The organism is Labilithrix sp. (genome assembly GCA_019637155.1).
Lineage (GTDB): Bacteria > Myxococcota_A > Polyangia > Polyangiales > Polyangiaceae > Labilithrix.
The window spans coordinates 76,038-99,272 of sequence record JAHBWE010000030.1 but is presented as its reverse complement, the minus strand read 5'-3'; the positions used below and the strand labels follow the sequence as shown (position 1 = coordinate 99,272).

At 71.4% G+C, this 23,235-nt stretch carries 25 protein-coding genes; 18 read left to right on the top strand and 7 right to left on the bottom strand.

The annotated features are described in order from the left end of the window. Nucleotides 1–4: 4 nt before the first annotated feature. The 6 genes from KF837_42155 (at nucleotide 5) to KF837_42130 (ending at nucleotide 7,051) form a co-directional block, all read left to right on the top strand. Nucleotides 5–1,927, top strand: coding sequence for a c-type cytochrome (locus KF837_42155; GenBank protein ID MBX3234002.1), 1,923 nt, complete (start codon nucleotides 5–7; stop codon nucleotides 1,925–1,927). Beyond that, complete coding sequence (locus tag KF837_42150; protein MBX3234001.1) at nucleotides 1,927–2,682, top strand: hypothetical protein; 756 nt, start codon at nucleotides 1,927–1,929, stop codon at nucleotides 2,680–2,682. The genes KF837_42155 and KF837_42150 overlap by 1 nt, the downstream gene beginning before the upstream one ends. 21 nt (nucleotides 2,683–2,703) lie before the next feature. Then, entirely contained in the window at nucleotides 2,704–3,450 is a 747-nt protein-coding gene (locus KF837_42145) for an endonuclease/exonuclease/phosphatase family protein (protein MBX3234000.1), read from the top strand. Next, nucleotides 3,447–5,240 (top strand): protein-arginine deiminase, encoded by a 1,794-nt coding sequence (locus KF837_42140; GenBank protein ID MBX3233999.1) that lies wholly within the window; start codon nucleotides 3,447–3,449, stop codon nucleotides 5,238–5,240. Before KF837_42145 ends, KF837_42140 begins: the two co-directional genes overlap by 4 nt. Beyond that, nucleotides 5,237–6,217, top strand: a complete 981-nt coding sequence (locus KF837_42135) for a hypothetical protein (protein MBX3233998.1) — start codon at nucleotides 5,237–5,239, stop codon at nucleotides 6,215–6,217. Before KF837_42140 ends, KF837_42135 begins: the two co-directional genes overlap by 4 nt. Before the next feature lie 180 nt (nucleotides 6,218–6,397). Further along, the gene (locus KF837_42130; GenBank protein MBX3233997.1) at nucleotides 6,398–7,051 is read left to right on the top strand and encodes a hypothetical protein; all 654 of its coding nucleotides are present in this window, start codon (nucleotides 6,398–6,400) and stop codon (nucleotides 7,049–7,051) included. A gap of 112 nt (nucleotides 7,052–7,163) precedes the next feature. Here KF837_42130 and KF837_42125 read toward each other — a convergent pair whose 3' ends face one another. Further along, nucleotides 7,164–7,490: a hypothetical protein gene (locus tag KF837_42125; GenBank protein ID MBX3233996.1), complete on the bottom strand. Its 327-nt coding sequence runs from the start codon at nucleotides 7,488–7,490 to the stop codon at nucleotides 7,164–7,166. A 209-nt stretch (nucleotides 7,491–7,699) separates the two neighbouring features. Between KF837_42125 and KF837_42120 the strand changes: the two genes are divergently transcribed. From KF837_42120 to KF837_42110, 3 genes are read left to right on the top strand one after another with little or no spacing between them, the layout of a single operon-like run. Continuing rightward, nucleotides 7,700–8,131: a PilZ domain-containing protein gene (locus tag KF837_42120; protein MBX3233995.1), complete on the top strand. Its 432-nt coding sequence runs from the start codon at nucleotides 7,700–7,702 to the stop codon at nucleotides 8,129–8,131. Nucleotides 8,132–8,178: 47 nt separating this feature from the next. Continuing rightward, nucleotides 8,179–8,802: a hypothetical protein gene (locus tag KF837_42115; protein MBX3233994.1), complete on the top strand. Its 624-nt coding sequence runs from the start codon at nucleotides 8,179–8,181 to the stop codon at nucleotides 8,800–8,802. Continuing rightward, nucleotides 8,799–10,286, top strand: coding sequence for a TIM44-like domain-containing protein (locus tag KF837_42110; GenBank protein MBX3233993.1), 1,488 nt, complete (start codon nucleotides 8,799–8,801; stop codon nucleotides 10,284–10,286). The genes KF837_42115 and KF837_42110 overlap by 4 nt, the downstream gene beginning before the upstream one ends. 60 nt (nucleotides 10,287–10,346) lie before the next feature. On the opposite strand, the gene KF837_42105 is transcribed toward KF837_42110, so the two are convergent. Continuing rightward, nucleotides 10,347–10,772, bottom strand: a complete 426-nt coding sequence (locus KF837_42105) for a hypothetical protein (GenBank protein MBX3233992.1) — start codon at nucleotides 10,770–10,772, stop codon at nucleotides 10,347–10,349. Here KF837_42105 and KF837_42100 point away from each other — a divergent pair. After that, entirely contained in the window at nucleotides 10,771–11,562 is a 792-nt protein-coding gene (locus KF837_42100; GenBank protein MBX3233991.1) for a helix-turn-helix transcriptional regulator, read from the top strand. The two genes, KF837_42105 and KF837_42100, sit on opposite strands and share 2 nt — an antisense overlap. A gap of 22 nt (nucleotides 11,563–11,584) precedes the next feature. Beyond that, nucleotides 11,585–12,298, top strand: coding sequence for a single-stranded DNA-binding protein (locus KF837_42095; protein MBX3233990.1), 714 nt, complete (start codon nucleotides 11,585–11,587; stop codon nucleotides 12,296–12,298). 19 nt (nucleotides 12,299–12,317) lie between these two features. On the opposite strand, the gene KF837_42090 is transcribed toward KF837_42095, so the two are convergent. Continuing rightward, a complete protein-coding gene (locus KF837_42090) occupies nucleotides 12,318–12,827 on the bottom strand; it encodes a J domain-containing protein (GenBank protein ID MBX3233989.1) in 510 nt (169 codons plus the stop codon). Next, entirely contained in the window at nucleotides 12,824–14,707 is a 1,884-nt protein-coding gene (locus tag KF837_42085) for a chloride channel protein (protein MBX3233988.1), read from the bottom strand. The genes KF837_42090 and KF837_42085 overlap by 4 nt, the downstream gene beginning before the upstream one ends. 103 nt (nucleotides 14,708–14,810) lie before the next feature. On the opposite strand from KF837_42085, the gene KF837_42080 reads away from it, so the two are divergent. Genes KF837_42080 through KF837_42065 form a run of 4 tightly spaced genes read left to right on the top strand, consistent with a single transcriptional unit; the run spans nucleotide 14,811 to nucleotide 19,333 of the window. Next, entirely contained in the window at nucleotides 14,811–16,829 is a 2,019-nt protein-coding gene (locus KF837_42080) for a PAS domain S-box protein (GenBank protein ID MBX3233987.1), read from the top strand. A gap of 2 nt (nucleotides 16,830–16,831) precedes the next feature. Continuing rightward, a complete protein-coding gene (locus KF837_42075) occupies nucleotides 16,832–17,260 on the top strand; it encodes a response regulator (GenBank protein ID MBX3233986.1) in 429 nt (142 codons plus the stop codon). A 25-nt stretch (nucleotides 17,261–17,285) separates the two neighbouring features. Continuing rightward, a complete protein-coding gene (locus tag KF837_42070) occupies nucleotides 17,286–18,290 on the top strand; it encodes a trypsin-like serine protease (protein ID MBX3233985.1) in 1,005 nt (334 codons plus the stop codon). Nucleotides 18,291–18,295: 5 nt separating this feature from the next. Next, nucleotides 18,296–19,333, top strand: coding sequence for an endonuclease/exonuclease/phosphatase family protein (locus KF837_42065; GenBank protein ID MBX3233984.1), 1,038 nt, complete (start codon nucleotides 18,296–18,298; stop codon nucleotides 19,331–19,333). Here the strand turns inward: KF837_42065 and KF837_42060 are convergent. Continuing rightward, nucleotides 19,320–19,817, bottom strand: coding sequence for a hypothetical protein (locus KF837_42060; GenBank protein ID MBX3233983.1), 498 nt, complete (start codon nucleotides 19,815–19,817; stop codon nucleotides 19,320–19,322). The genes KF837_42065 and KF837_42060 overlap by 14 nt on opposite strands. 68 nt (nucleotides 19,818–19,885) lie before the next feature. Here KF837_42060 and KF837_42055 point away from each other — a divergent pair, with 68 nt between their 5' ends. Both KF837_42055 and KF837_42050 read left to right on the top strand, forming a co-directional pair. After that, complete coding sequence (locus KF837_42055) at nucleotides 19,886–20,422, top strand: hypothetical protein (protein MBX3233982.1); 537 nt, start codon at nucleotides 19,886–19,888, stop codon at nucleotides 20,420–20,422. 68 nt (nucleotides 20,423–20,490) lie between these two features. Beyond that, nucleotides 20,491–20,937 (top strand): hypothetical protein, encoded by a 447-nt coding sequence (locus tag KF837_42050; protein ID MBX3233981.1) that lies wholly within the window; start codon nucleotides 20,491–20,493, stop codon nucleotides 20,935–20,937. A gap of 2 nt (nucleotides 20,938–20,939) precedes the next feature. Here KF837_42050 and KF837_42045 read toward each other — a convergent pair whose 3' ends face one another. Then, nucleotides 20,940–21,545, bottom strand: a complete 606-nt coding sequence (locus KF837_42045; GenBank protein MBX3233980.1) for a hypothetical protein — start codon at nucleotides 21,543–21,545, stop codon at nucleotides 20,940–20,942. Nucleotides 21,546–21,679: 134 nt separating this feature from the next. Then, the gene (locus tag KF837_42040) at nucleotides 21,680–22,384 is read right to left on the bottom strand and encodes a M15 family metallopeptidase (GenBank protein ID MBX3233979.1); all 705 of its coding nucleotides are present in this window, start codon (nucleotides 22,382–22,384) and stop codon (nucleotides 21,680–21,682) included. 306 nt (nucleotides 22,385–22,690) lie between these two features. On the opposite strand from KF837_42040, the gene KF837_42035 reads away from it, so the two are divergent. Next, entirely contained in the window at nucleotides 22,691–23,224 is a 534-nt protein-coding gene (locus tag KF837_42035) for a peroxiredoxin (GenBank protein MBX3233978.1), read from the top strand. Nucleotides 23,225–23,235: the final 11 nt, after the last annotated feature.

Genomic DNA, 23,235 nt, shown 5'->3' with positions numbered 1-23,235 from the left:
CCCGATGCTCCGCCGCTGGGCCCTCCCCTCCTTCCTCGCCACCGCTGCCCTCGTCGCGTGCGCGCGCCCCGCCCCGGTCGCGCGCTTCGGCGCGCCGCGGCCCGCCCCTCGGTTCCTCGCCGCGCCGGAGGCGCCCCCTCCCCTGCCCCCGGTCCCGGCGCCGATCGTGGGACGGCTCGGGAATGCGCGGAGCGGCTCGGGCGTGCTCCTCGCCGATCTCGACGGCCGCCGCGTCGCCTACGTCGCCGACGAAGACGCGAGCCTCGTCCGCGTCGTCGACGTCGACGACGGACGCGAGCTCTCGCACGTCGCCCCCGGCGGCGCGCCCGCGCAGCTCGTCATGCTCGCGGACGGGCGCCTCGTCGCGTCGCTCCGCGATCGCGCGAAGCTCGTCGTCCTCCGCGGCGGCGGGACCGCGAAGTCGCCGCTCGTCGTCGACGCGTCGATCGACGTCGCGGCGGAGCCGATCGGGCTCGCGCTCACGCCCGACGACGCGACGCTCGTCGCGACGAGCGGCTGGGGACGCACCGTCACCGTGATCGACGCGCACGGCTTCACGCAGAAGGCCACCCACGCGGTGGAGCGTGAGCCGCGCAGCGTCGTCGTCTCGAGCGACGGCAAGCGCGCGTTCGTCGCGCACGCGGTCGGGCAGAGCCTCGACGTGCTGCCGCTCGACGGCCGCGGGAAGGCGAAGACGCTCGGCCTCAAGGGCGAAGAAGAGATCGCCGGCCGCGGCTTCATCGGGACCGAGAAGCGCGTCGCGTGCCAGGGCTTCGCGCTCGCGAAGAGCGACACCGGTCGCGTGTTCGCGCCGCACGTCCTCGTGTTCCCCGGCGAGCCGGTCGCGTCGGAGGGCTACGGCGGCGGCGACGAAGGGCGCGAGGCCGAGGTCTTCCACGTCCCGATCATCGACGAGGACGCGGAGAAGGTCGTCGCGCCGTCGATGACCCTTCGCGTCGGCTTCGACGAGGCGGTGTCCACGAGCTGCGCGCTCCCGCGCGCGGCGACGTTCGGCAAGGACGGCCTCTACGTCACGTGCCTCGGCGAGGACAGCGTGCAGCTCTACGACGGCGACGCGCTCAACCCGCAGGACGTCACGCTCAAGAAGTGGTCGGTCCCCGCCGGCCCGACCGCGATCGCGCTCGACGAAGAGCACGATCGCGCGGTGGTCTGGTCGCAGTTCGCGCAGTCGCTCACCACGATCGCGATCGGTGCGCACCGCGCGGTCGCGGTCGCGAGCACGTCGTTCGTGGATCCGAAGGCGACGAAGGAAGACGAGAAGATCGCGCTCGGCCGCCGCCTCTTCCACGCGACGCAGGACCGGCGCATCTCGAGCGACGGCCGCGCCTGCGCGAGCTGCCACCCCGACGGCCGCGACGACGCGCTCGTGTGGTCCTCGCCGAAGGGTCCGCGCCAGACGCCAATGCTCGCCGGCCGCCTCGACGGCGCCGCGCCCTTCGGCTGGAACGGCGACGCCAACGACGTGAACCTGCACCTCGTGCAGACGATGAAGCGCCTCGGCGGCACCGGCATGGAAGGCGACGACAAGGAGGCGCTCGTCGCGTACGTGCGCGCGATGCGGCCGCCGCCCGAGGCGACGCCGGCGGAGAGCAAGGGCGAGGCGATCGCGCGCGGGGCCGCGATCTTCCGGACGGCCGAGGCCGGCTGCGCGACGTGCCACGGCGAAGGCGGCGACCTCCCCGACGGGACCGCGCACGACGTGAAGAGCCGCGCCTTCTCCGACACGGTCCGCAAGTTCGATACGCCCTCGCTCCGCTTCCTCTCCGGCTCCGCGCCTTACTTCCACGACGGCCGCTACGCCGATCTCCGGACGCTGCTCGTGAAGTCCGACGGGAAGATGGGGCGCACGAAGCACCTCTCGAAGACGGAGCTCGACGACCTCGTGACGTACCTGGAGACGCTGTGATGAAGAAGCTCGCGCTCGCCCTCGCCCTCGCCACGTTCGCCGTCACGCTGCCCGCCGCCGCCGGCGAGCGCACCGCCGTGAGCGCGGTCCCCCGGCTCCCCGCGGTGAAGGACGCGACCACGCCGCCGCCGCTGATGGGCGTGCCCGGCCTCAAGGTCACGCAAAAGGAGACCCCGCACTCGAAGTACGTCGAGCTCGAGGCGCGGCGCGCGCAAGGCTACTGCCTCGTGTCGCGCGACGTGGGCTTTCAGCTCAACGACTCGACGACGAGCACCGAGGACAACGAGCTCTGGCGCTTCAGCGAGGCGGACGGCAAGGCGACGCTCGAGCGGATCCGCTTCGAGGTCGCGATCGAGCAGGCGTGGGTGAAGAGCAAGGCGAGCGTGGAGCTCCGCGCGCTCGCGAAGGCTCACGGCGTCACGGTGTGGGGGATGCGCGAGACGAACGGCGATCTCATCGTGCTCGTCAAGGACGCGACCGGCGGCGTCGAAGCCAACGAGCCGCCGAAGAAGGCGGAGGACGTGCCGCTCTTCCGGTTCGCGTCGTCGAGCTGCACGTTCGCGGCGACGCGCATCCAAGCCAGCATCGTCGCGAAGGGCGGCGCCGCGCAGCTCACCGGCGAGCTCCCGGCCGAGGGCGAGGGCAAATCGAAGATCGTCCCGCGCTTCGTCGTGGACGTGAGCACGTCGAAGGTGAGCCGCGATCCAGAGCCCGTCCTGTCGGTCCGTGTCCGGCGAATGGATCCTTCCTCGTGATTTGTTTGTACAATCGGCGACGTGATCCGCGTCGTCTCCTGGAACGTCCTCGCTGACGCGTACCTGAAGGACGAATACTTCCCCCACACCCCGCCGGAGGTGCTCGAGCGCGGACCGCGACGGAAGGCGGTCGCCGATCGGATCGAGCAGATCCAGGCGACCAAGGTCGACGTGCTGTGCCTCCAGGAGGTCGACGTCGCGCTCTTCGGCGCGCTCGAGGAGCGGCTGAAGGACGAGGCGACGGGCCGGCACTACAAGAAGCGTGGCAAGGGCGAAGGGCTCGCGATCTTCGTGCGCCATGCGCTCACGACCGAGCCTGAGTGGAAGGAGCACGCCTTCAGCGACATGTCGGGTTTCGTCGCGCTCGGCGTCACCGTCGCGGACCTCACCGTCGTCACGACCCACCTCAAGTGGGAGCCGGACGGGACGCTGCCGGAGGCGCATCGCGGGCGCGCGCAGCTCGCGGAGCTGCTCGACACGTGGCCCTCCGGCGTGCGCATCGTCTGCGGCGACTTCAACGCCGCGCCGACCAGCGACGTGCTCGCGCTCGCGAAAGAGCGCGGCCTGAGCGATGCTTATGCGTCGCTGGACGACGCGTGTACATGCAACGCCAACGGCAAGCGAAAGAGGATCGACTACGTCCTTCACACCGCGGAGCTCCGCGCGACGCCGTCGCCGCTGCCGCCGATCGCGGACGACACGCCGCTCCCGAGCGCGACCGAGCCCTCCGATCACCTCCCGATCGAGGTCCGGCTCGATCGCACGTGAGGCGCGCCGCTCCGTTCCTCGTCGGCGCGCTCGTCGCGGCGTGCGGCAGCGACGAGCCGTCCGTGCGCTACGTGCTCTTGCCCGATCCGGTCGCGGACCTGCGCGCGGACTCGAACCGCGACGGCGTGGTGCGCTTCGACGACGAGTCCGACGCGAACAAGCTCGAATGGAGCGCGACGAACGGCGCGGTGTTCCTCGCCAACATCGACGACGACAGCGAGCGCTGCGGGGTGAACAAGAACGACAACGAGATCGCGCTCTGCAACGACGCCGCGGACGAGAACGTGAACGGCGACGACGACGCGGCCGATCTCGCGCGCCTCTGGACGCGGCCGCTGCCGGACGTGCCCGGCGACATGACGGCGACGATCGAGGTGGTGACGCCGGAGGCGCGCGATCGGGTGCGGCTCTTCTCGCGCACGGGCCCGAACGCGGCCGACTTCACGGTCCTCTTCGCGGACACGGTGTTCAACGCGGCCGACCTCCGCGAGGGGATCGAGCTCGGGATCGAGGCGAAGGACATCGTGCGCGACAAGGAGGTGTGGGACGGCTTCGTCGACGTGAAGCTCACGCTGACGACGCCGCGCGGCGAGTCGAGCGACACGGTCCGCCTCCGCGTCGCGCCGGTGCTGACGTTCCATCACCTCCTGCCGGCGGAGCGCATCTGGCAGTCGCAGACGGGGCGGCAGGGCAACGCGGACCTCCGGCGCGATCTCACGCGCGCGTGCGAGGCGGCGGGGGTGCCGCCGCCGGCGCTGATCGAGGAGAACGATCCGTGGACGCAGGACTTCTTCGAGCCGGCGTACATGTCGATGCCGGCGCCGAACGGCGGCCAGCACGTCATCCGCGTGAACTACCGCTCGGCGAACGTCTACGAGCCGGAGGAGACGGACAACCCGCTCCGCCCCGCCGGCGCGGTCGTCTTCCGGCTGCGCGGCAAGGACGTCGCGGGGGTGCAAGAGTTCGACCTCACGCACCCGCCGGAGATGGACACGCTGAACTCGTTCGGCAACCTCGAGACGGTGCCGCCGTACAGCGCGGGCGGGGTCGCGTACCCGTTCGGGCGCTTGCTCCGCGGGGCGACGCAGTCGTTCTTCCCCGATCCGGTGTTCGAGAAGATGCTCGAGGCGCAGGGGCAGCAGCCGCCGATCCTGATCGACACGTCGTGGCTGCGGGTGGCGCACGTCGACGAGACGGTGTCGTTCGTGAAGGCGGCGACGCCGCGCGGCTGGAAGCTGCTCGTCAACGATCCGCGCCTCGCGAAGACGATGCTCGAGGACGCGGCGGCGCGCGGGCACGGCGCGACGACGATGTTCGTGGGCAAGGAGTGGTACGACCCCGAGACGGAGCGGGCGAGCCCGGCGGAGGTCTCGATCGCGGAGGTGCTCGCGGATCCGATCGTGATGCAGGCGTCGGCCGAGGCGGCGGCGGAGGTCGACGCGCAGCTCGCGATCCTGCGGAAGGAGCTCGCGCTCGCGGACGACGAGATCGTGCGCGTGCCGTTCCTCCACACGCTCATCGACGGCGGATCCATCGCGTATCAGCCGGGCCTCGTGAACGGCGTCTACCTCGCCGACGGCCACTTCGGCGCGCCGAACCCGCACGGCCCGATCATCGACGGCAAGGACATCTTCGCCGACGCCTTCACGAAGGCGCTCGCGCCGCTCGGCATCACGGCCCACTTCCTCGAGGACTGGGACGAGTACCACGTCGCCAACGGCGAGGTTCATTGCGGCACCAACGCGACCCGCCAGGTCCCAGACGCGAAGTGGTGGGAGGCCGGCCGATGACCCCCCGCTCCGGCTCCGGCGGCGCGCGCTCCAGCTCCGGCGGCGCGGGCTCGCGCGGCTGGCTTCGCGTCGCGCTCCTCGTTGGCGCGCTCCCGCTCGCGCTGTCGGCGGTCGCCGCGCCCGCCTCCGCGACGGAGCCGGCGAGCGCGCCGTCGCGAGCCGCGGGTTCGACCGCGCTCCGCGCCGAGATCGCGCGGGCGCGGGCGGCGGACGCGACGTCGTTCGTACGCGTCGACGCGATCGCCTCCGGCGCGGCCGACGCGCACGCGGCGGCGCGCGGGCATCGGGCGGCGGTGGCGCGGAGCATCGCGCAGCTCGGTCCGAGCGCGGTGTTGCCGGTGCTCGAGCTCCTCGCCGACGGCGGCCCGAGAGGCGTGCCCGCCGCGATGGCGCCGATCGTGCGGCGCGACTTGATCGAGGCGGCCGGACTCTTGCGCGATGCGCGGGCGCTCGCGGTGCTGGGGCCCATCCTCGCCGACGCGAAGGAGGACGCGGCGTCGGCGCGCACCGTCGCCGAGGCGGTCGCCCGCATCGGCGGGGCGCCCGCGGAGACGCAGCTCCTCTCGGCGCTCGCCGCGGCGGCGCCGGAGCGCGCTCGCGCGATCGTCGCGGGCATGGGCGAGTGCCGCCGCCTCGCGGTGACGCAGGCGCTCGCGCGGCAGGCGGCCTCGACGGACGACGCGATGGCGCGCGCGGCGGCGCGAGCGCTCGGCCGCGCCGGCAACGCGTGGGCGTGGAAGACGCTCCCGGATCGCACGGAGGAGGCACGCATCCGCGAGGTCGCCGCCCGCGCCCTCGTCGCCGCTTACGTCCAGCACGAAGGCGAAGCGCGCGCCGCCGCCTCGAACGCGCTGATGGTCGTCGACGCGCCCGTCACGCCCGCGCTCATCGCCGACGCGCGCAGAGCAGCGACGCCCGCGACGCAGGCGGCGCTCGATGCCCTCGCCCGCCGCCTCGCCGCCAACCCCGCGCGCTGACGCGCGTGCGTCCCTTGGGTCCAGGCGACCGGTGAACGAACCGATCGTGATCGAGCGATCTGGATGAAAAGAGTCCCCGCCCGCCACGTCCCCGACGCGGTTTATCCGCGGCGTCGAAGAGAGTGGACGACGGGCGATCCTGGTGCCCGGCGACCCAGACGGCACCGGAGGCGTGGCGCGATGTCTGCAATGCCTACGGTCATGCAGCTCCGCGCGCTCCTGCTCCTCGTCATCGCCGTCGCCGCTTCCGTCGTCGTGGGGTGCGCACCGGTGGACGAAGAGGAGGAGGAGCTCGAAGAGACGACGTCGTCGATGTCGGCGCCGCTCGCGCTCGACGGCGTGTACCACGCGCCGGAGGGCGGGCCGCACGAGTGGGTCGTCTTCAAGGGCGACCGCTACGTCACCTGGAAGCGGAGCGCGGCCTGCGCCGGCTCGGCGCCGCCGGCGAGCTGCGAAGGCAAGGGCAAGTTCGTCCTCGACGCGGCGCGCGGGACGCTGGTGATGACCGACTCCCGGACGGGCAAGGCGAGCACGCAGGAGATCCAGATCCAGAAGACCCGCCGCCAGAGCGGCGACCCCACCGCGCGGACGGTTCGGACGGCGTCGCTCGGAGGTTCGGAGCGCACGCGCGAGGACGTGGTCTCGGAGTACTCGCTCGTCGCTCCGTCGAGCTCGGAGCGCCAAGCGGCGGTCACGTGGCGCGAGCTGTTCGACGTCTGCCGCGTGGTCGTCGCCCTCACCGTCGGCGAGAGCCCCGGCCGCGCGCCCGTCATCCAGCCGCCGCCGCCGCCCATCGTGCAGACGGCAGGCTGCGCCCCGACCCGCGCCGGCTGATCCCGCTCGCGAGCCGTAAGCGTCGCGCCGCCCGGAAACACCGAACGCTCGCCCGCGCGCCGCCCGCACTCGTGGGAGCGCAGGCGGAGGGAGCGCGGCGGCGGGCGGGCGGTCAGGCGCTTCGTTTTTCGAGCGTGCGGAGCCGTTGCTCGTGGTCGTCGAGGCGTTCCCGGTCGACGCGCTGCTCGCGCAAGAGGTCGCGGACTTGTCCCACCGCCTGCGCGACGGCGACGAGCTCGGTCGCGAGCCGCGTGGCGTCCTCACGCTGCCTTCGCTCGAGCCGCTCGAGGTCATGACGCAAGTCGCCGAGCTCATGACGCAAGTCTCCGAGCTCCTTCTTGAAGGTGTCTCGTGTCTCGCGTAGCTCGTCGCGGATCTGAACGAGGATCTCGGTCGTCAGATCGCGAGGCGGAGGAGGAGGACCTTTCTTCGATGCCATCGTTCGAGAAGGATAGCACCTGCGAGAAGAGGACCTTCCCCGTGGAGAAGACGCTCGCGACGCCCCACACCGAGGCGCTCCAGGTGGAGACGAGGTCAGTGCGAGGCCCATATGAAAACGCCGATCGGGACGAGGTCGCCGCGTGTGGGGGAATCGTGGAAAGTGATGGATGGGCTTTAGTGCGAGGTGGGGCGGCCGTTGAGAGCGGTATGAGCACGTCGATCGTTCCGAGGATTTCAGGACACGAGGACACGATGCCCGTCGCCGATCGGCGCGTGCATCCGCGGTATCACCTTCGGCTCGCGGTCACGTTGCGGGGGGACAACAACTTCTACACCGGGGTCTCCTCGGACATCTCCGAGGGCGGGATCTTCATCGCGACGCAGTACATGCTGCCGATCGGGACGCCGGTCGTGATGCAGTTCCACATCAGCCGGTTCGGCGCGGACCTCACGCTCCGCGGGACCGTGCGGTGGATCCGTGCGCCCGAGGCGATGGCGCGGGGCGGTGAGGTGTTCGGCGGCGCGCACGTCACCGACGTCAAGCCCGGGATGGGGGTGCAGTTCGACGAGATGGGGCCCGAAGAAGCGCGCATCATCCGCGAGTTCATGCGCTGCCGCACCCCCGAGCTCTTCGACTGACGCGCAGAACCTAGCGCGGGCGCGCCGGGCGATTTACCCTCGCTCCGTTGTCGACCCGCGCCTTCTTCGATGCCGCCGCCAAGACGGCCGTCCGCAAGGCGATCGAGCGCGTCGAGAGCCAGACCTCGGCCGAGCTCGTCGTCACCGTGCGGCGGCAGGCGGGCGTCACCTACCGCGAGGCGGACCTCGGGTTCGGGGCGCTCGTCGCGCTCGCGAGCCTCGCGTTCGTCCTGTTCGCGGACAAGGAGTTCGCGCTCACCTGGATCCCGATCGACATCGCGGTGTCGTTCGCGGCGGGCGCCCTGCTCTGTCGCTACACCCTCGTCCTCCGCCGGCTCCTCACGCCGAGCGCGCGGCGGCAGGAAGAGGTGCAGCGCGCGGCGGCGGCGGCGTTCCACGAGCTCGGGGTCGGGCGGACGAGCGGGCGGAACGGCGTCCTCGTGCTCGTCGGGCTCTTCGAGCACAAGGTCGCGGTCGTGCCGGACGTCTCGGTCGATCCGCTCCTCATCGCGCCTTCCGTCGAGGCGATCCAGAAGGCGGTCGATCGACCCGTGCCCGACTTCGACGCGTTCGTCGCGGGACTCGAGTCGCTCGGGCCCGTCCTCGCGAAGGGGATGCCGCGACAGGCCGACGACGTGAACGAGCTACCCGACGAGATGGGGTTCGCGTGAGGTCGCGGCGGCGCTGGATCGTCGGAGGCGCGATCGCGGTCGCGCTCGTGCTCGTCGCCGCGATCGCGTTCGCGCGGCCGGGCGGCGGCGGATCGTACTCCGGCTCGCGATCGTCGGGCGGCGGGGGTGGTGGTGGCGGCGGCGGGGGCAGCGGCGACGGGGGCGCGATCGTCGAGCTCCTCGTCTGGCTCTGCATCGAGCACCCCGCGGTCGGGATCCCGATCACGCTCGTCGTGATCGGGTACTTCATCTACAAGAAGTCGACGCAAGGCTCGCAGCGTGACTGGTCGGCCGGCGTCGCCGATCCGGGGAGCTCGGCGTACGTCGCGCCGTACGTGCCGCCGCCGAGCCCGAAGCTCGAGCGCATCCGCGACTTCGATCCGAATTTCTCGCGCATCGTGTTCGAGGACTTCCTCTACGGCCTCTACGCGGAGGTGCATCGCGCGCGGGGGCAAGGCGCGCTCAATCGGCTGTCGGCGTACCTCTCGCCGAACGCGATGCTGGAGCTGCAGCAGAGCACGCGCGGGCCGGTCGACCACGTCGTCATCGGCGCGCTCCGCTTCATCGAGGTGAGCGTGGACGCGACCGCGGGCGCGCGCGTCGTCGCGGAGCTCGAGGCGAACTACACCGAGGCGGGTCAGGGCCAATACGTCCAGGAGCGCTGGACGCTCGCGCGGAAGCCGAGCGCGAAGTCGCGCACGCCGGCGCAGGTGCGGCAGCTCGGGTGCCCCAACTGCGGCGCGCCGCAGGAGTCGCTCTTCAGCGGCTCGTGCAAGCACTGCGCGCGGATCGTGAACGACGGCTCGTTCGACTGGTCGCTCCAGGGCGTGAGCGTGATGCAGCGCGAGGCGCGCCCGCCGATCCTCACCGCGAACGTGGAGGAGCAAGGCAACGACGCACCGACCGTGCGCGACCAGGGGCTCCCCCGCGCGATCGCGCGGATCCGGCACAAGGACCCCGCGTTCGACGTCGCGCAGCTCAACGCGCGCATCGCCCTCGTCTTCCAGCAGTTCCAGATCGGGTGGTCGAACCGCGACCTCACGAAGATGCGGCCGTTCATGAGCGACGCGCTCTTCACGGTGCAACAGTATTGGATCCAGGCGTACGTCGCGCAGCGGCTCCGCAACGTCACCGAGAACGCGCGCATCTCGAACATCGAGCTCGCGAAGGCGTCGACGGACGCGTTCTACGACGCGATCACCGTGCGCGTGTGGGCGTCGAGCCTCGACTACACGATCAGCGACGACGGGCGCGTCGTGTCCGGGAGCCGGAGCCGGCCGCGCGCGTACACCGAGTACTGGACGCTCATCCGCGGCACGAACCGAAAGGGCCCTACCCGCACCGACCTCGCGTGCTCGAACTGCGGCGGGCCGCTCGACGTGAACATGGTCGGGCAGTGCAAGTTCTGCAACGTGAAGGTCACCACCGGCGACTTCGACTGGGTCCTCTCCCGCATCGAGCAGGACGAGTCGTACACCGGCTGACGCCGGCCTCGGTCAGTTCGCCGCGAAGCGGAAGATCGCGCCGTTGTCGGATCGCTCCGCTCACGCAGAGGCGTTCAGCGCGCCGCGCGGGACGACGGGGTGAGAGGTCGGCGGGCGGCTCCACGCGCGGCGTACGAGATACAGGAGCGCCGCAATCGAGCCCAGGAGAGGGAGGAGGACGAGGAACGGGAGCGCCGAGATGCCGTGCTCGCGCGCGTCGCGGCGGATCCAGCCGCCGACGAGGAAACACGAGATGACCAGGTCGAGCCCTACCTGCATCGCCCACGGATGGCTCAGCGCTCGGAGGCCGTCGGCGCGTCCCTCGTAGGCGCAGACGACGCTGAAGACGGTGAACGGAACCAGGACGAGGAGCGGAACGAGAGGAGACCGTTTCTTCATGCCCTCGTTCTGGGCCCGCTCGGTCATGAAGACCATGACCTCCGAGGTCATGTCGGGACGTGGGGCCGCGGAGTACCCTCCAGGCATGACGTTCGGCCTCGCCCTCCGCCGCTACCGGACCCAGCGCGGCTTGAGCCAGGAGCGCCTCGCGCACGAAGCCGAGATCTCGACGCGTCACCTCTCGTGCCTCGAGACCGGGAAGGCCGCGCCGAGCCGCACGATGGTGCTGGTGCTCGGGTCCGCGCTCGACATGTCGCTCCGCGAGCGGAACTCGCTGCTCGAGGCGGCGGGCTTCGTCGCCGCCTACCGCGACGAGCCCCTCGACGCCCCCGAGGCGGCGTCGCTCCGGCGCGCGGTGCAGCTGATCCTCGACGGGATGGAGCCGAACGGCGCCGTCGCGGTCGATCGATCGTGGAACGTCCTCCAGCTGAACGGCGGCGCCGCGCGGCTCCTCGCCACGTTCGCCGACGTCGCGAACGCGCCGCCCGAGGTGATGAAGAACCTCGTCGTCGCGACGCTCCATCCGCGCGGGCTCCGCCCCGCGATCGTGAACTTCGAGGAGGTCGCCGCGTTCACGATCGAGCGCTCGCGCCGCGAGATCATGCGCGAGGGCGGCGACGAGGCGCGGACGAGGAAGATGCTCGCGGCGCTCGAGGCGATCCCCGATCTCCCGCCCGTCCGCGTCGCGACCGCGACGCCGCGCGGCCCGTTCCTCACCGTGCACCTCCGCAAGGACGGCGTCGAGGCGAGCATCTTCTCGACCGTCGCGACGATCGGGACCCCGATCGACGCGACCGCCGAGGAGATCACGATCGAGACGTTCTTCCCCGCCGACGAGGCGACGGCGAAGCTTTTCCGCTCCGTCACGTCGTCGTAGGCACGCTAGAGTGCGCGCCGCGATGGCGGACGATCTCGTGACGATCATGGAGCGCCTCGCGGCGCGCACGAAGCCGCTCCGCTTCGGACCGCCCGTCGCGTTCGTCTATCACCCCCTCGAGTACGCGTGGCCCGTCGCGCGGGCGTACTTCGAGCGCTACGGGAAGGCGCCGAAGGAGGTCCTCCTCCTCGGCATGAACCCGGGCCCCTTCGGGATGGGACAGACCGGCGTGCCGTTCGGCGAGGTCGCGTCGGTCCGTGACTTCCTCCGCCTCGACGGCACGATCACGCCGCCCGCGAACTGCCACGACAAACGGCCCGTGCTCGGCTGGGACTGCACCCGGAGCGAGGTCTCCGGCCAGCGGCTGTGGGGCGCCTTCGCGCGCAAGCACGGCGACGCCGGCGCGTTCTTCCGCCGCGCCTTCGTCCTCAACTACTGCCCGCTCCTCTTCCTCGGCGAAACCGGTGCTAACGTCACTCCCGATAAAATCGCAAAAGAAGAACGAAAGGCCATGGAAGCGATTTGCGATGAAGCCCTCGCCGAGGCGATCGCGGTCCTCGCGCCGAAGCACCTCGTCGGGATCGGCGCCTACGCCGCGAAGCGCCTCGCGCTCGTCACCGGCCGCGAGCCGATCACGATGCCGCACCCGAGCCCCGCGAGCCCGACCGCGAACCGCGGCTGGGACGAGGCCGCCCGCAAATCCCTCACCGCCTCGGGCCTCGACGACCTGCTCTAGGTCGCGCCGCGACGCGAGGTCACGAAGACCGCCGCGGGCGAGGCCGCGCCACGCGCTTCTGCGCCTCCTCGTAGGCGGCGAGGAGGCGCCGGAACGTCTCGGCGTCGCCGCCGCGATCGGGGTGGAGCTCGATCGCGCGGCGCCGGTAGGCCGCCTTGAGCTCGGCGAGCGTCACGTCCTTCGTCACGCCGAGCAGCGACCAGATCGAGCCCGCCTCGGCCTCCGGCGCGCGGGCCCGGGGCGCGCGCGGCTCGCGATCCGCGCGCGACGGCCACACCTCCTCGCCGCGGAGCACGCGCATCCACGCGCGAGCCCAGAGCGGGTCCGTGACGGCGAGCGTCGTGCCCGCGCGCGCGTTCGCCGCCGCCACCGCCTCCTCGAACGTCGCGGCGCCGCCGTCGCTCGCGTCCGGCTTGCGGAACGGCACGCGCACCGGCGGCCCCGACCACCACGCCGCCCAGAAGAAGCGGCGCCGCTTCGTCGACGTGATCGAGACCACCGGCGCGAAGAGCGCCTCCTCGACGCTCACGGCGGCAGATCGACCACCGAGACGCGCTCGCCGTCGCCGGCGAGCTTGCCGAGGTAGTCGTGGTAGGCGCGCGTGATGTGCGCCTGATCGAGGACGCCGACGACCGCGCCCTCCTCGACGACGGGCAGCTCGTGGAGCTCGTTGCCGAAGAAGCGCTCGAGCGCGGTGTGGAGGTCGTCGTTCGGCGAGACGTGGAGCGGCGGCAGCATCACGTCGGCGGCGATGATGAGCGCGCCCGGCGAGTCGTCCTTCGACGCCGCGCGCAAGATCTCGCCCGAGACGACGCCGCGGAGCGCGCCGGCGTCGTCGAGGACCGGGAAGCAGTCCTGCCACTCCGGCGCCTCCGAGATCGCGGCGACGAGGCTCGCGAGCGGCTGCCGCGTCTTCAGCGTCACGAGCGCGTCGCGGCGGAAGACCTCGCTCACCTTCAGGCGCTTCAACACGTCGAGCGAGTCCTCGCCCGCGTGCGCCGGCGACTCGAAGCGCGATCGCGGCTGCTTCGAGTAGAGGCTCACGCGCCGGAGGAGGACGAAGGCGAGCCCGGAGGTGAGCATGAGCGACGGCAGGAGGTCGTACGTCCCCGCCATCTCGCAGACCATGACGAGCGAGCTCACCGGCGTGTGCGCGATCCCGCCGTAGAACGTGCCCATCCCGACGAGCGCGAACGCGCCCGGATCGATCGCCGGCGACACGAGGAGCTGCGCCGCGCGCCCGAAGGCGCCCCCGACGAGGCCCCCGATCGCGAGCGACGGACCGAAGTCGCCCGCGCTGCCGCCCGAGCCGAGCGACAAGGACGTCGCGAGGATCTTCACCACGACGAGGAGGCACAAGAGCCCGACCCCCCACCAGCCGCCCGGGATCCACGCGCCGCCCGTGATCGCCGACTGCGCCGCGCCGTAGCCGCTCCCGAGGATGCCGATCCCGCGCCCCTCGAGATCGAGGTGCGGGTTCACGAGCACGATCCAGGTCACCGCGACCGCGCCGAGCATCGCGCCGCCGATGCCGGGCCGCGTCCACGACGGCACGCGCAGGAGGTGAAAGAGGTGCTTCGCCCGCTTGAGCGTGAAGACGAAGACGCGCGCGACGCCGCTGATGACGATCGCGAGCAGCGCGTAGAGCGGGAGGTGGAGCGGCTGGAACGGGTAGCGCGGCGCGTGCGCGAAGAGGGCCGCCTCCGGGAAGATCGCGACGAAGACGCTGTGCGCGGTGACGCTCGCGAGGATGGCCGGGACGAGCGCGTCGGACTCGAAGTCGTCGCGGTAGAGGACCTCGGTCGCGAAGAGCGCGGCGCCGAGCGGCGTCCCGAAGATCGCGGAGAGGCCGGCCGCCGTCCCCGACACCGCGAGGATGCGGCGCTCGCGGACCGAGACCTGGATGAAGCGGCCGAGCAGCGCGCCGATCGCAGCGCCGACCTGCATCGTCGGGCCCTCGCGGCCGCCGGAGCCGCCCGAGCCGAGCGTCAGCGCCGTCGCGACCATCTTCACGAGCGCGACACGCTTGCGCATCGCGCCGCCGCGGCGATGGAACGCGTCGATGTACGCGTCCCCGCCCCCGCCGCTCGTCTCGTGCGCGAGCCGCTGCGCGACGAAGCCGGACGCGAGCCCGCCGAACGCGGGGATCAGCGCGAGGACGAGCGGCGAGAACGGCCGCCGCGGCATCGGGAAGTCGAGCACGTGCTCGCCGGCGGGACGGAGCGGCTCGTAGCCGCCGATGCCCTCGAGGATCACGCGCTCGGCCACGCCGAGGACGGTGAAGAACACGCACGCGACCGCGCCGACGGCGAGGCCGACCGCGAGGGCGTGGAGGACGACGCGCCCGATCGCCCGCAGCTCCGCCGAGCGGAGCGCCTGCGTGAACGGCGCGAGCGGACCGGGGCGCATGGGTCCCCATCTTACGAGAGTCGCGACGCGCTGAAGCGGTCGAGCTCACGCTTTCGCCGCTTTGTCGCGCCCCGATCGGGATCGCATGTAACCTTCGAGACGAATGCCGACCGACTCCGCCGAGGGGACCCGGCTTCGACTGCTCGTCGACGTCCTCCGCTCGTTCGCGGACGCGACCACGGACTACCCACGCTTGCTCGAGACGATCGTCCGCCGTGTCGCGGACGTCACCGGCCTCGCGACGAGCATCCGCCTCCTCTCTTCTTCCGGCGGCACGCTCGAGACCGCGGCCGGCTACGACCCGCGCGACGACGAGACGTTCAAGCGGCTCGGCGCGGTGCCGATCCCAATCACCGCCAAGCTGCGCGAGGCCCTCGACGCGTCGCGCGCGTACATCGAGCCGATCGCTTCGCCCGAGGGCGTCACCGAAGCGCACCCCAGCGAGGGCGCGTCGATCCGGCTCGAGAGCGTCCTCGTCGCGCCCCTCGTCGCGCGCGGAAAGGCGCTCGGCTTCCTCTTCGTCGTGCGACGTCACGGCGATCCGGGCGCCGGGCTCACCGACGACGACGTGGAGGTCGTCGACGCGCTCGCGTGCCACGCGGCGCTCGCGCTGTCGAACGCGCGGCTCCTCCGCGAGCTCGACTCGATCGAGCGCGCACGCAGCCACGAGCGCAGCGTCCTCGACACCGTCTCCGCGCCGCTCGTGCTCTTGAACCGCACCGGCCGCATCATCGCCGCCAACCGCGCCTTCCTCCACGCGTTCGGCGTCGACGAGGCCGCCGCGCTCGGCGCGCCGATCCTCGAGGTCGGCGGCGCTGCGCTCGCGGTGCCGGAGCTCGTCGCGCTCTTCTCCTCGCTCCCGCCCGAGGACACGGCCGAAGACGACGGGATCGAGCTGTCGCTCTCGACCGCGCAAGGACCGCGCACGTACGTCGTCCGCACGAAGAAGACGGTGCGCCCCGGCAACTCGAGCGAGACCACGCTCGTCACGCTCGTCGACATCACCGACCGCATCGCCGCGAGCGCGATCTCGCGGCGCCACACCCTGCTCTTCTCGTCGACGAGCGAGGCGATCGTCGGGCTCGACACCGACTTCGTCGTCCAGGAGTGGAACCCCGCCGCGGAGCGGCTCTTCGGCTGGCCGGCGGCGGACGCGCGCGGGAAGCCGATCGCGACCGTGCTCTCCATCATCGAGGGCGCCGACCGGGAGAAGCACCGCGAGGTCCTCCTCGCCGGCGGGACGGTGCGGGCGCAGCTGCGCGCGAAGAACCGCGCCGGCGAGTGGGTCGACGTCCACCTCTCGACCCAGCCCCTCGTCGATCGCGGCACGACGACGGGCTACGTCTCGGTCATGACCGACCTCACCGAGCTCACGAGGCTCGAGCGCGAGCTGGAGCGCCGCGTCGAGGAGCTCACCGTCGCGAACGAGGAGCTCGAGAGCTTCAGCTACTCCGTCTCGCACGACCTCCGCGCGCCGGTCCGCGCGATCGACGGCTTCTCCGAGATCCTCGAGGAGGAGCACGGCAAATCGCTCGACGCCGAGGGCCGCCGCATGCTCGGCCTCGTCCGCAAGAACGCGAAGCGGATGGGTCTCCTCATCGACGACATCCTCGCGCTCTCGCGCACGGGCCGGCAGCCGCTCGTCGCCGAGGACATCGACATGGACGCGCTGGCGAAATCGGCGCTCGAGGACGCGCTCCGCACCGAGCCCGACCGCGTCATCCGCACGACGATCGCGTCGCTCCCGCCGGCGTGGGGCGACGCGAGCCTCCTCCGTCAGGTCTGGGTCAACCTCTACACGAACGCGGTGAAGTACACGCGCGGGCGCGAAGATGCGACGATCGACACCTCCGCGGCGGAGACGCCGACCGAGATCGTCTACACCGTGAGCGACAACGGCGCCGGCTTCGACATGCGCTACGCCGACAAGCTGTTCGGGACGTTCGAGCGGCTGCACTCCGCGAAGGAGTTCGAGGGCACCGGGATCGGGCTCGCGATCGTCGCGCGCATCATGAAGCGTCACGGCGGCCGGGCCTGGGGCGAGGGCGAGGTCGGGCGCGGCGCGACCTTTCACGTCGCGCTGCCGAGACGAAACGACGACGGGGAGCGGAAGGGAGCATAGCGATGACGGTGGAAGCGGGCGACATCGTCCTGGTCGAGGACAGCGACGAAGACGCGGAGCTGACCATGCGCGCGCTCAAGCGGCAGAAGCTCGCGCACACCGTGCGGCGGCTGTCCGACGGCCAGCAGGCGGTCGACTACTTCTTCGCCGAGGGCGACGGCGGCTGGAAGACGCCCCCGCGCGTCGTCCTCCTCGACCTGAAGCTCCCGATGGTGAACGGGCTCGAGATCCTGCGCCGGCTGAAGATGACGGAGCGCACGCACGACATCCCGGTCGTCGTGCTCACCTCGTCGAAGGAAGACCGCGACCTCGAGGAGGCCTATCGCCTCGGCGCGAACAGCTACATCGTGAAGCCAGTCGAGTTCGACAAGTTCATGCACGCGGTCGAGTCCCTCGGCATGTACTGGATGCTCATCAACCAGGCGCGCTGACGGTCCCCTGCTACGATGCGAGGAGATGCTCGACAAGCTTCTCTTCCTCTTCGCCGCCGCCGGCGCCGTCGCCTCGCTTCGCCCCAACATCCTGAACGGCACGCCCTCCGACGACGGGCAGGACTCGGTCGTCATGCTCTTCCGCCTCAACGACGAGAAGACGTCGGGCAACGTCTGCACCGCCGCGCTCATCGCGCCGCGCCTCCTCCTGACCGCGCGCCACTGCGTCGCCGAGACCGACGACAGCCTCGTCGCCTGCCAGCCCGACGGCACGCCGATCGCGGGCTCCGGCGGCGCGGTGCGGAGGAACTTCGACCCCGCCAGCATCTACGTCTTCACCGGCAAGGAGCGCGCCGCCTTCACGAGGCTCGGGCCGCCGACGAACGAGGTCGACTCCACGAAGTGGCAGCCCGCGGCGCGCGGCTCCCAGATCTTCGACGACTTCTCGGCCACGCTGTGCAACCACGACATCGCGCTCGTGCTCACGGACACGCCGATCACGAACGTGCCGATCGCGAAGCTCCGTCTGAACGGCGAGCCGAAGGAGGGCGAGGCGATCGTCAACGTCGGCTACGGCATCACCGACAAGGAGTTCGAGCCGCCGGTGCGCCAGCAGCGCCGCGACGTCACGGTGAAGAAGGTCGGCCCCTTCGACTCGTTCCCGATCCTCGCGCGCAACGAGTTCTCGTTCAGCGAGTCGATCTGCGAGGGCGACAGCGGCGGACCGATCCTCGCCGGGAGCACGGGCGCCGTGATCGGCGTCGTGTCGCGTGGCACGAACGGCGAGGACCCGGTGAGCCCCGGCGCCACCTGCCCGCTCGCCGACAACATCGGCACGAAGCTCGCGCCGTTCCGCGAGATGCTCGATCAGGGCTTCGCCGCGGCCGGGGCGCAGCCGCAGCTCGAGCCGGAGGAGGACGACGGCTGCTCCGTCTCCGCGGCGGGGCGCGGCTCGGACGGGGGCGCGGCGCTCCTCGGGCTCGCCGCCGCGCTCGTCGTGCGGCGGAAGCGGAAGACGGTGGTAAGCTGAAGCCGATGCGGGGAGCGATCGTCGTCCTCGGGGTCCTCGCCGTCGTCGCGTGCAACGACGCGGGCCTCACCCAGGGGAACAACCCCATCGCGGTCCCGACCTCGTCGTCGTCGAGCAGCGGCGGGCCCGACGGCGGCGCGAGCGGCAAGGACGGCGGCGACACGGAGCCACCGCCGACCCCGGAGGGCTGGGGCGATCCGAAGACCACGCGCCGCCCCGGGCTCCTGCGCGTCGCGCAGCTCAACACGCGGCGCTTCTTCGACACGGTCTGCCAGTCGGGCACGTGCAGCAGCAACGGGTTCGAGGCGGTCGTCACGCAGGAGGCCTTCGACCGCAAGGTCGCGACGCTCGCCGACGGCATCGCCTCGCTCGGCGCGGACGTCGTCACGCTCTCCGAGGTCGAGAACAAGACGTGCCTCGACGCGCTGCAAGCGAAGCTCGAAGAGGCGGGCTTCCCCTTCCCCGTCGCGCACATCGCGGAGACGGGCGCGGCCGGCAGCATCGACGTCGGCGTCCTCGCGCGCGGCGAGCTCGGCGAGGTGAAGAACTACCGGCGGGACACGCCGCTGAAGCGCCCCGACGGCAGCAACACGACGTTCACGCGCGAGCTCCCCGAGGTGCACCTCACGCTCGGCGACAGCGAGGTCATCGTCTACGCCGCGCACTTCCGCTCGAAGTCGGACGACGATCCGGGCCGGCGCCTCGCCGAGGCGCAGGCGACGCACGACATCATGAAGGCGACGGGAGACGCGAACAAGGGCGCGCTCGTCGTCCTCGGCGGAGACCTGAACGACACCCCCGGCTCGGAGCCGATCGCCGCGCTCGAGGCCGGTCTCCTCCGCGTCGCGAGCGACCTCCCGGAGAACGAGCAGGGCACGTACCGCTACCAGGGTCAGGACCAGGCGATCGATCACATCTTCGTGACGAAGAACCGCGCCAAGTCGTACGTCGCCCAGAGCGCCACCGTCGTCCGCGACCCCGGCCGGGCCGGCTTCGCGAGCAGCGATCACGCCTCGCTCTGGGCGGACTTCAAGCTTCCGTAGGCGCCGCCGCGCGCTGCTTCGTCGCGTCGATCCACATCGCGGTCTGGTCGCCCGTGTATACGAGCGTCGTGCCCTGATGGAACTTGAACGCGTAGCGCGCGAGCACGCTCGCCCCACCGCGCCGCGTCTGCGTCGCCTTGCACTCGATGACGATCGGATCGCCGGGCGTCGCGAGGGCGTAGAAGCGCGCCGAGTTGATGCGCGCGCCGTAGCCGATCCAGCCGTCGGCGTGACGGAGCCCGAGGACGTAGTAGGCGTGAGCGAACCCGGCCATGCCCGTCATGTGGATCATGAGCCCGCCCGCGACGTGCGGGGGGTGGAGGACGGGGTGGTTCCGTTGCTCGCGGGTGAGCGGGAGCTCGCCGCCGGTGGGCATCCGGACGAGGACGAGGCTCTCCTCGACGTCGACTTTCAGGACCTCGTCGAGGAGGAGGCCGCCGGGGCCGTAGGGACAGTCGGCGACGAAGGCGGGATCGAGCGGCATTTTCTGGGCGGCGGTCTACCACAGCGCTTGCCTTCCGCGTGGCGCACGACCATAGGAGGCCCAGAGTCATGAGCCCCGTCAGCCGTCTCCTCTCGGTCATTCTTTCGCTCGGCGTCTTCGGCCTCGCGGTCGCGTGCACGAAGACGATCACACGAATCGTCCCCGCCGAAACGGACGCCGGCGCCGACGCGGGCAAGCTCCCGCAGGGCGACGACGACGACGACGATGACGACGACAGCGCGGACGACGACGACGACGACGACAACGGCAAGAAGGACGCGGGGCCGCCGGACTGCAAGAAGACCGACCTTCAGGCGGCGTGCGTGCAGTGCTGCGGGGACCAGCACAAGGCCGGCTTCAAGACCTACAACGACGCGATCAAGTCGTGCATCTGCACCGAGGAGCTCTGCGGGACGCCGTGCAAGACGACCTTCTGCGCGACGCCGCAAAAGAACCCGACGTCACAGGCGTGTCCGGACTGCGCGAACGAGAAGCAGGCGGAGTGTCAGGACGCGTTGGGCGAGGCGTGCGGCGCGGACGAAGACTGCGTCGCGTGGAACGAGTGTGTGACGAAGGCGGGCTGCCAGAACAAGCCCGTCCAGTGAAGAGCCTTCGCGACGGGGCTCGGCCCCCTACCCCGATCTCTCGTCCCCCCACTTCGCGATGGGGCTTCGTGTTCGTCGCGGTCGCGATCGTCGTCGCGGTGGGCTGCTCGAGCAAGGACGATCCTGCGCCGGCGGACGCGGACGCGGGCGCGTCGAGCACGTCGTCTTCGTCGAGCACGGGCGGCGTCTCGTCCGACAGCGGCGTGGCGTGCAGCGCGAACGAGGACGTCGAGTCGTGCCAGCAGTGCTGCGTGGACCAGAACCCGGAGGCGGGGACGAAGCTCAAGGCGCTCCTCGTCGCGTGCCTCTGCAAGGCGGAGGGCTGCGGCGAGGCGTGCAAGGACACGCTCTGCGCGGGCTCCGACTACGCCGACGGCTCGCCGTGCGACGAGTGCATCCGCGAGAACTCGGCGTGCCCGGAGCAGGCGGACGTCGACTGCCGCAACGACGCGACGTGCAAGCCCGGCATCGACTGCCTCCTCGTCGCCGCGTGCTCCGACAAGCCGGAGCTGTAACGCTACTTCGCGGCCTTCCGCTTCTTCTTCGTCGCGACCGCTTTCTTCGGCGGCGGCGGGGGCGGCGGCGCGGCCTCGAGCTCGATGTCGACGTCGCGCACGGGCGCGGCGGCGGCGGGCGCGACCTTCGCGGTGGGCTTCGCGGGCTCCGTCGCCGCGGGCTCCGTCGCCGCGGGCTCCGACATCTTGCCGATCGTGGCGCGCGCGCTCGACGACGCGACGCCGTGTTTGGTGTCGTCGCCGAGGTTCAGGACGAGGATGAGCGCGGTGAGGACGCAGAGGCCGGCGAGGATGCCGATGCCGGTCCACTTGAGGAGCGTGCGCGCCCCGACGGTGTCGGACTCGGGCTCGAGCTCGATGTTGTGGAAGGAGCCGCGCCGCATCGGTGCGCTCCGCAGCTCGGACGGCTGGTAGACGCGGAACGACGAGGGCATGTGCGCCTCCATCGTGTCGTGACGCTCGGTCGACGGCGGGAACAGCGGCGACTGGATCACCATCGCGTCCGGCGCGTCCGGCGCGTCCGGCACCGACCAGCGCCGGAAAGCATTCTCGTGAGGCTTGATCGCGGCCTCGTTCGTGATGCTCACGCGGCGGGAAGCAGGGCTCACGGTGGAATCTTCCAGCACGGCGCGCGCCAGCTCGGCTGTGAGCGGATTTGTGCAGTATCAGCGCGAATTCTGAAACCGCGCATGGACAACGATGGACGCAGTGAGCTCCCCAAGATCCACGTTTCGATCACGTCTCAGAGCGAGCCACCATCGCGCGGACCAACCTCTCGGGGGCCCGGGGCGGCGCAGCGCGCCTCGCGCGCGGAGAGGCCCCTGCGGGAGAGCTCGAGAGGGCAGAGCCCTCTCGAACAAGAGAAGAGCTCGGGGCGGTACTCGAAATGCATCGTGTCGTAGTGGTACCAGCGGCCGCCCCACACGAAGCCCTCGGCCTCGAACGCGTCGACGATCGCTTGGGGGACGCGGTTCTTCCACACCGGAGGCTGCGGCCCGTTCCGCCAGTACTCGCAGGCGGCGGGATCGAGGTCGATCGCGATGCCCCAGGAGTGCGTGGACCGCAGGTTGGTGCCGGCGATCTCGCGGTACGCGAAGGTGCCCCCGAGCTTCGCGAAGAAGCGCGCCGTCGCGGGCTGACCGACGAGCGGCTCGAGCCTCTTCGCGACGCGCTCGAGCGCAGGCGCGGCCTTGCGATGGAAGCTCACCGTCCTCCCGCCGAACCGCACCGGCACGAGCGCACGCGCGATCGCGCTCGCGCCGGCGCCGTAGGTCGCGTCGAAGACCGCCTCGATCCGAACGCGCCCGGGATCGTGCTCGGGATCGCTCACCGCGACGATCGGCCCCGTCGGATACGGAAGCGCGAAGACATCCTCGAGGTCGGGCCGCGCGATGCGCTCCGCCATCGTCTTCGCCCGCCCATCACCCTCGAGCACGACCGCCGGCACGACATAATGCTCCTCGAGACACGCACGATACGACGGCGGCCCAGCGGCATCGCCACCCGCATCGTCCGCGGTGCTCCCAACACCCCCGGCATCTCCTGCATCCACGCGCACGACCGACGCGCTCGCGTCGACATGCGCCCCCGACTCTCCGCTGGCACCACCGGACTCGCGCCGCGGCGCCTCCGCATCCAAACCACGACACGCAACCACGAACATCAGCCACGCCCAACACGCGCGCATCACGAGAGAGCCTATCCGCCCCCCACAACCGCGTCTCCACACCCCCACCGAGCTATGGTTGTGGGCATGCGTGGCTCGGTCGTGGCGGTGGCGGTGGTGGTGATGGCGGTGGCGGCGTGTGGGGAGCCGCGGCGGCCGGATGGTGGGAGCGGGCTCCTTCCCGTGGGGGCGGCGGCGCCCGATCTCGTCGCGCGCGGACCCGCGCAAGAAGAGGTGCGGCTCTCGTCGCTGCGCGGGAAGCCCGTCGTCGTCTACTTCTACCCCGCCGACGGGACGCCTGGATGCACGAAGGAGGCATGCGCGTTCCGCGACGCGTGGGCGAAGTTCGACGCCGCGCACGTCGGCATCATCGGGGTCTCGAAAGACTCGGGCGCGAAGCACGCGGACTTCCAGAAGGAGCACAAGATCCCCTTCCCGCTCGCGGCCGACGCCGACGGCGCGATCGGCAAGGCGTACGGCGTGGACAAGACCTTCGGCTTCTACGACCGCGTCTCCTTCCTCGTCGACAAGGAAGGCAAGGTCGCGCGCGTCTGGCGCGACGTCGACCCGGGCGTGCACGCCGATCAGGTCCTCACCGAGGCGCAGAAGCTCACGCTCTGATCTGAGCCAAG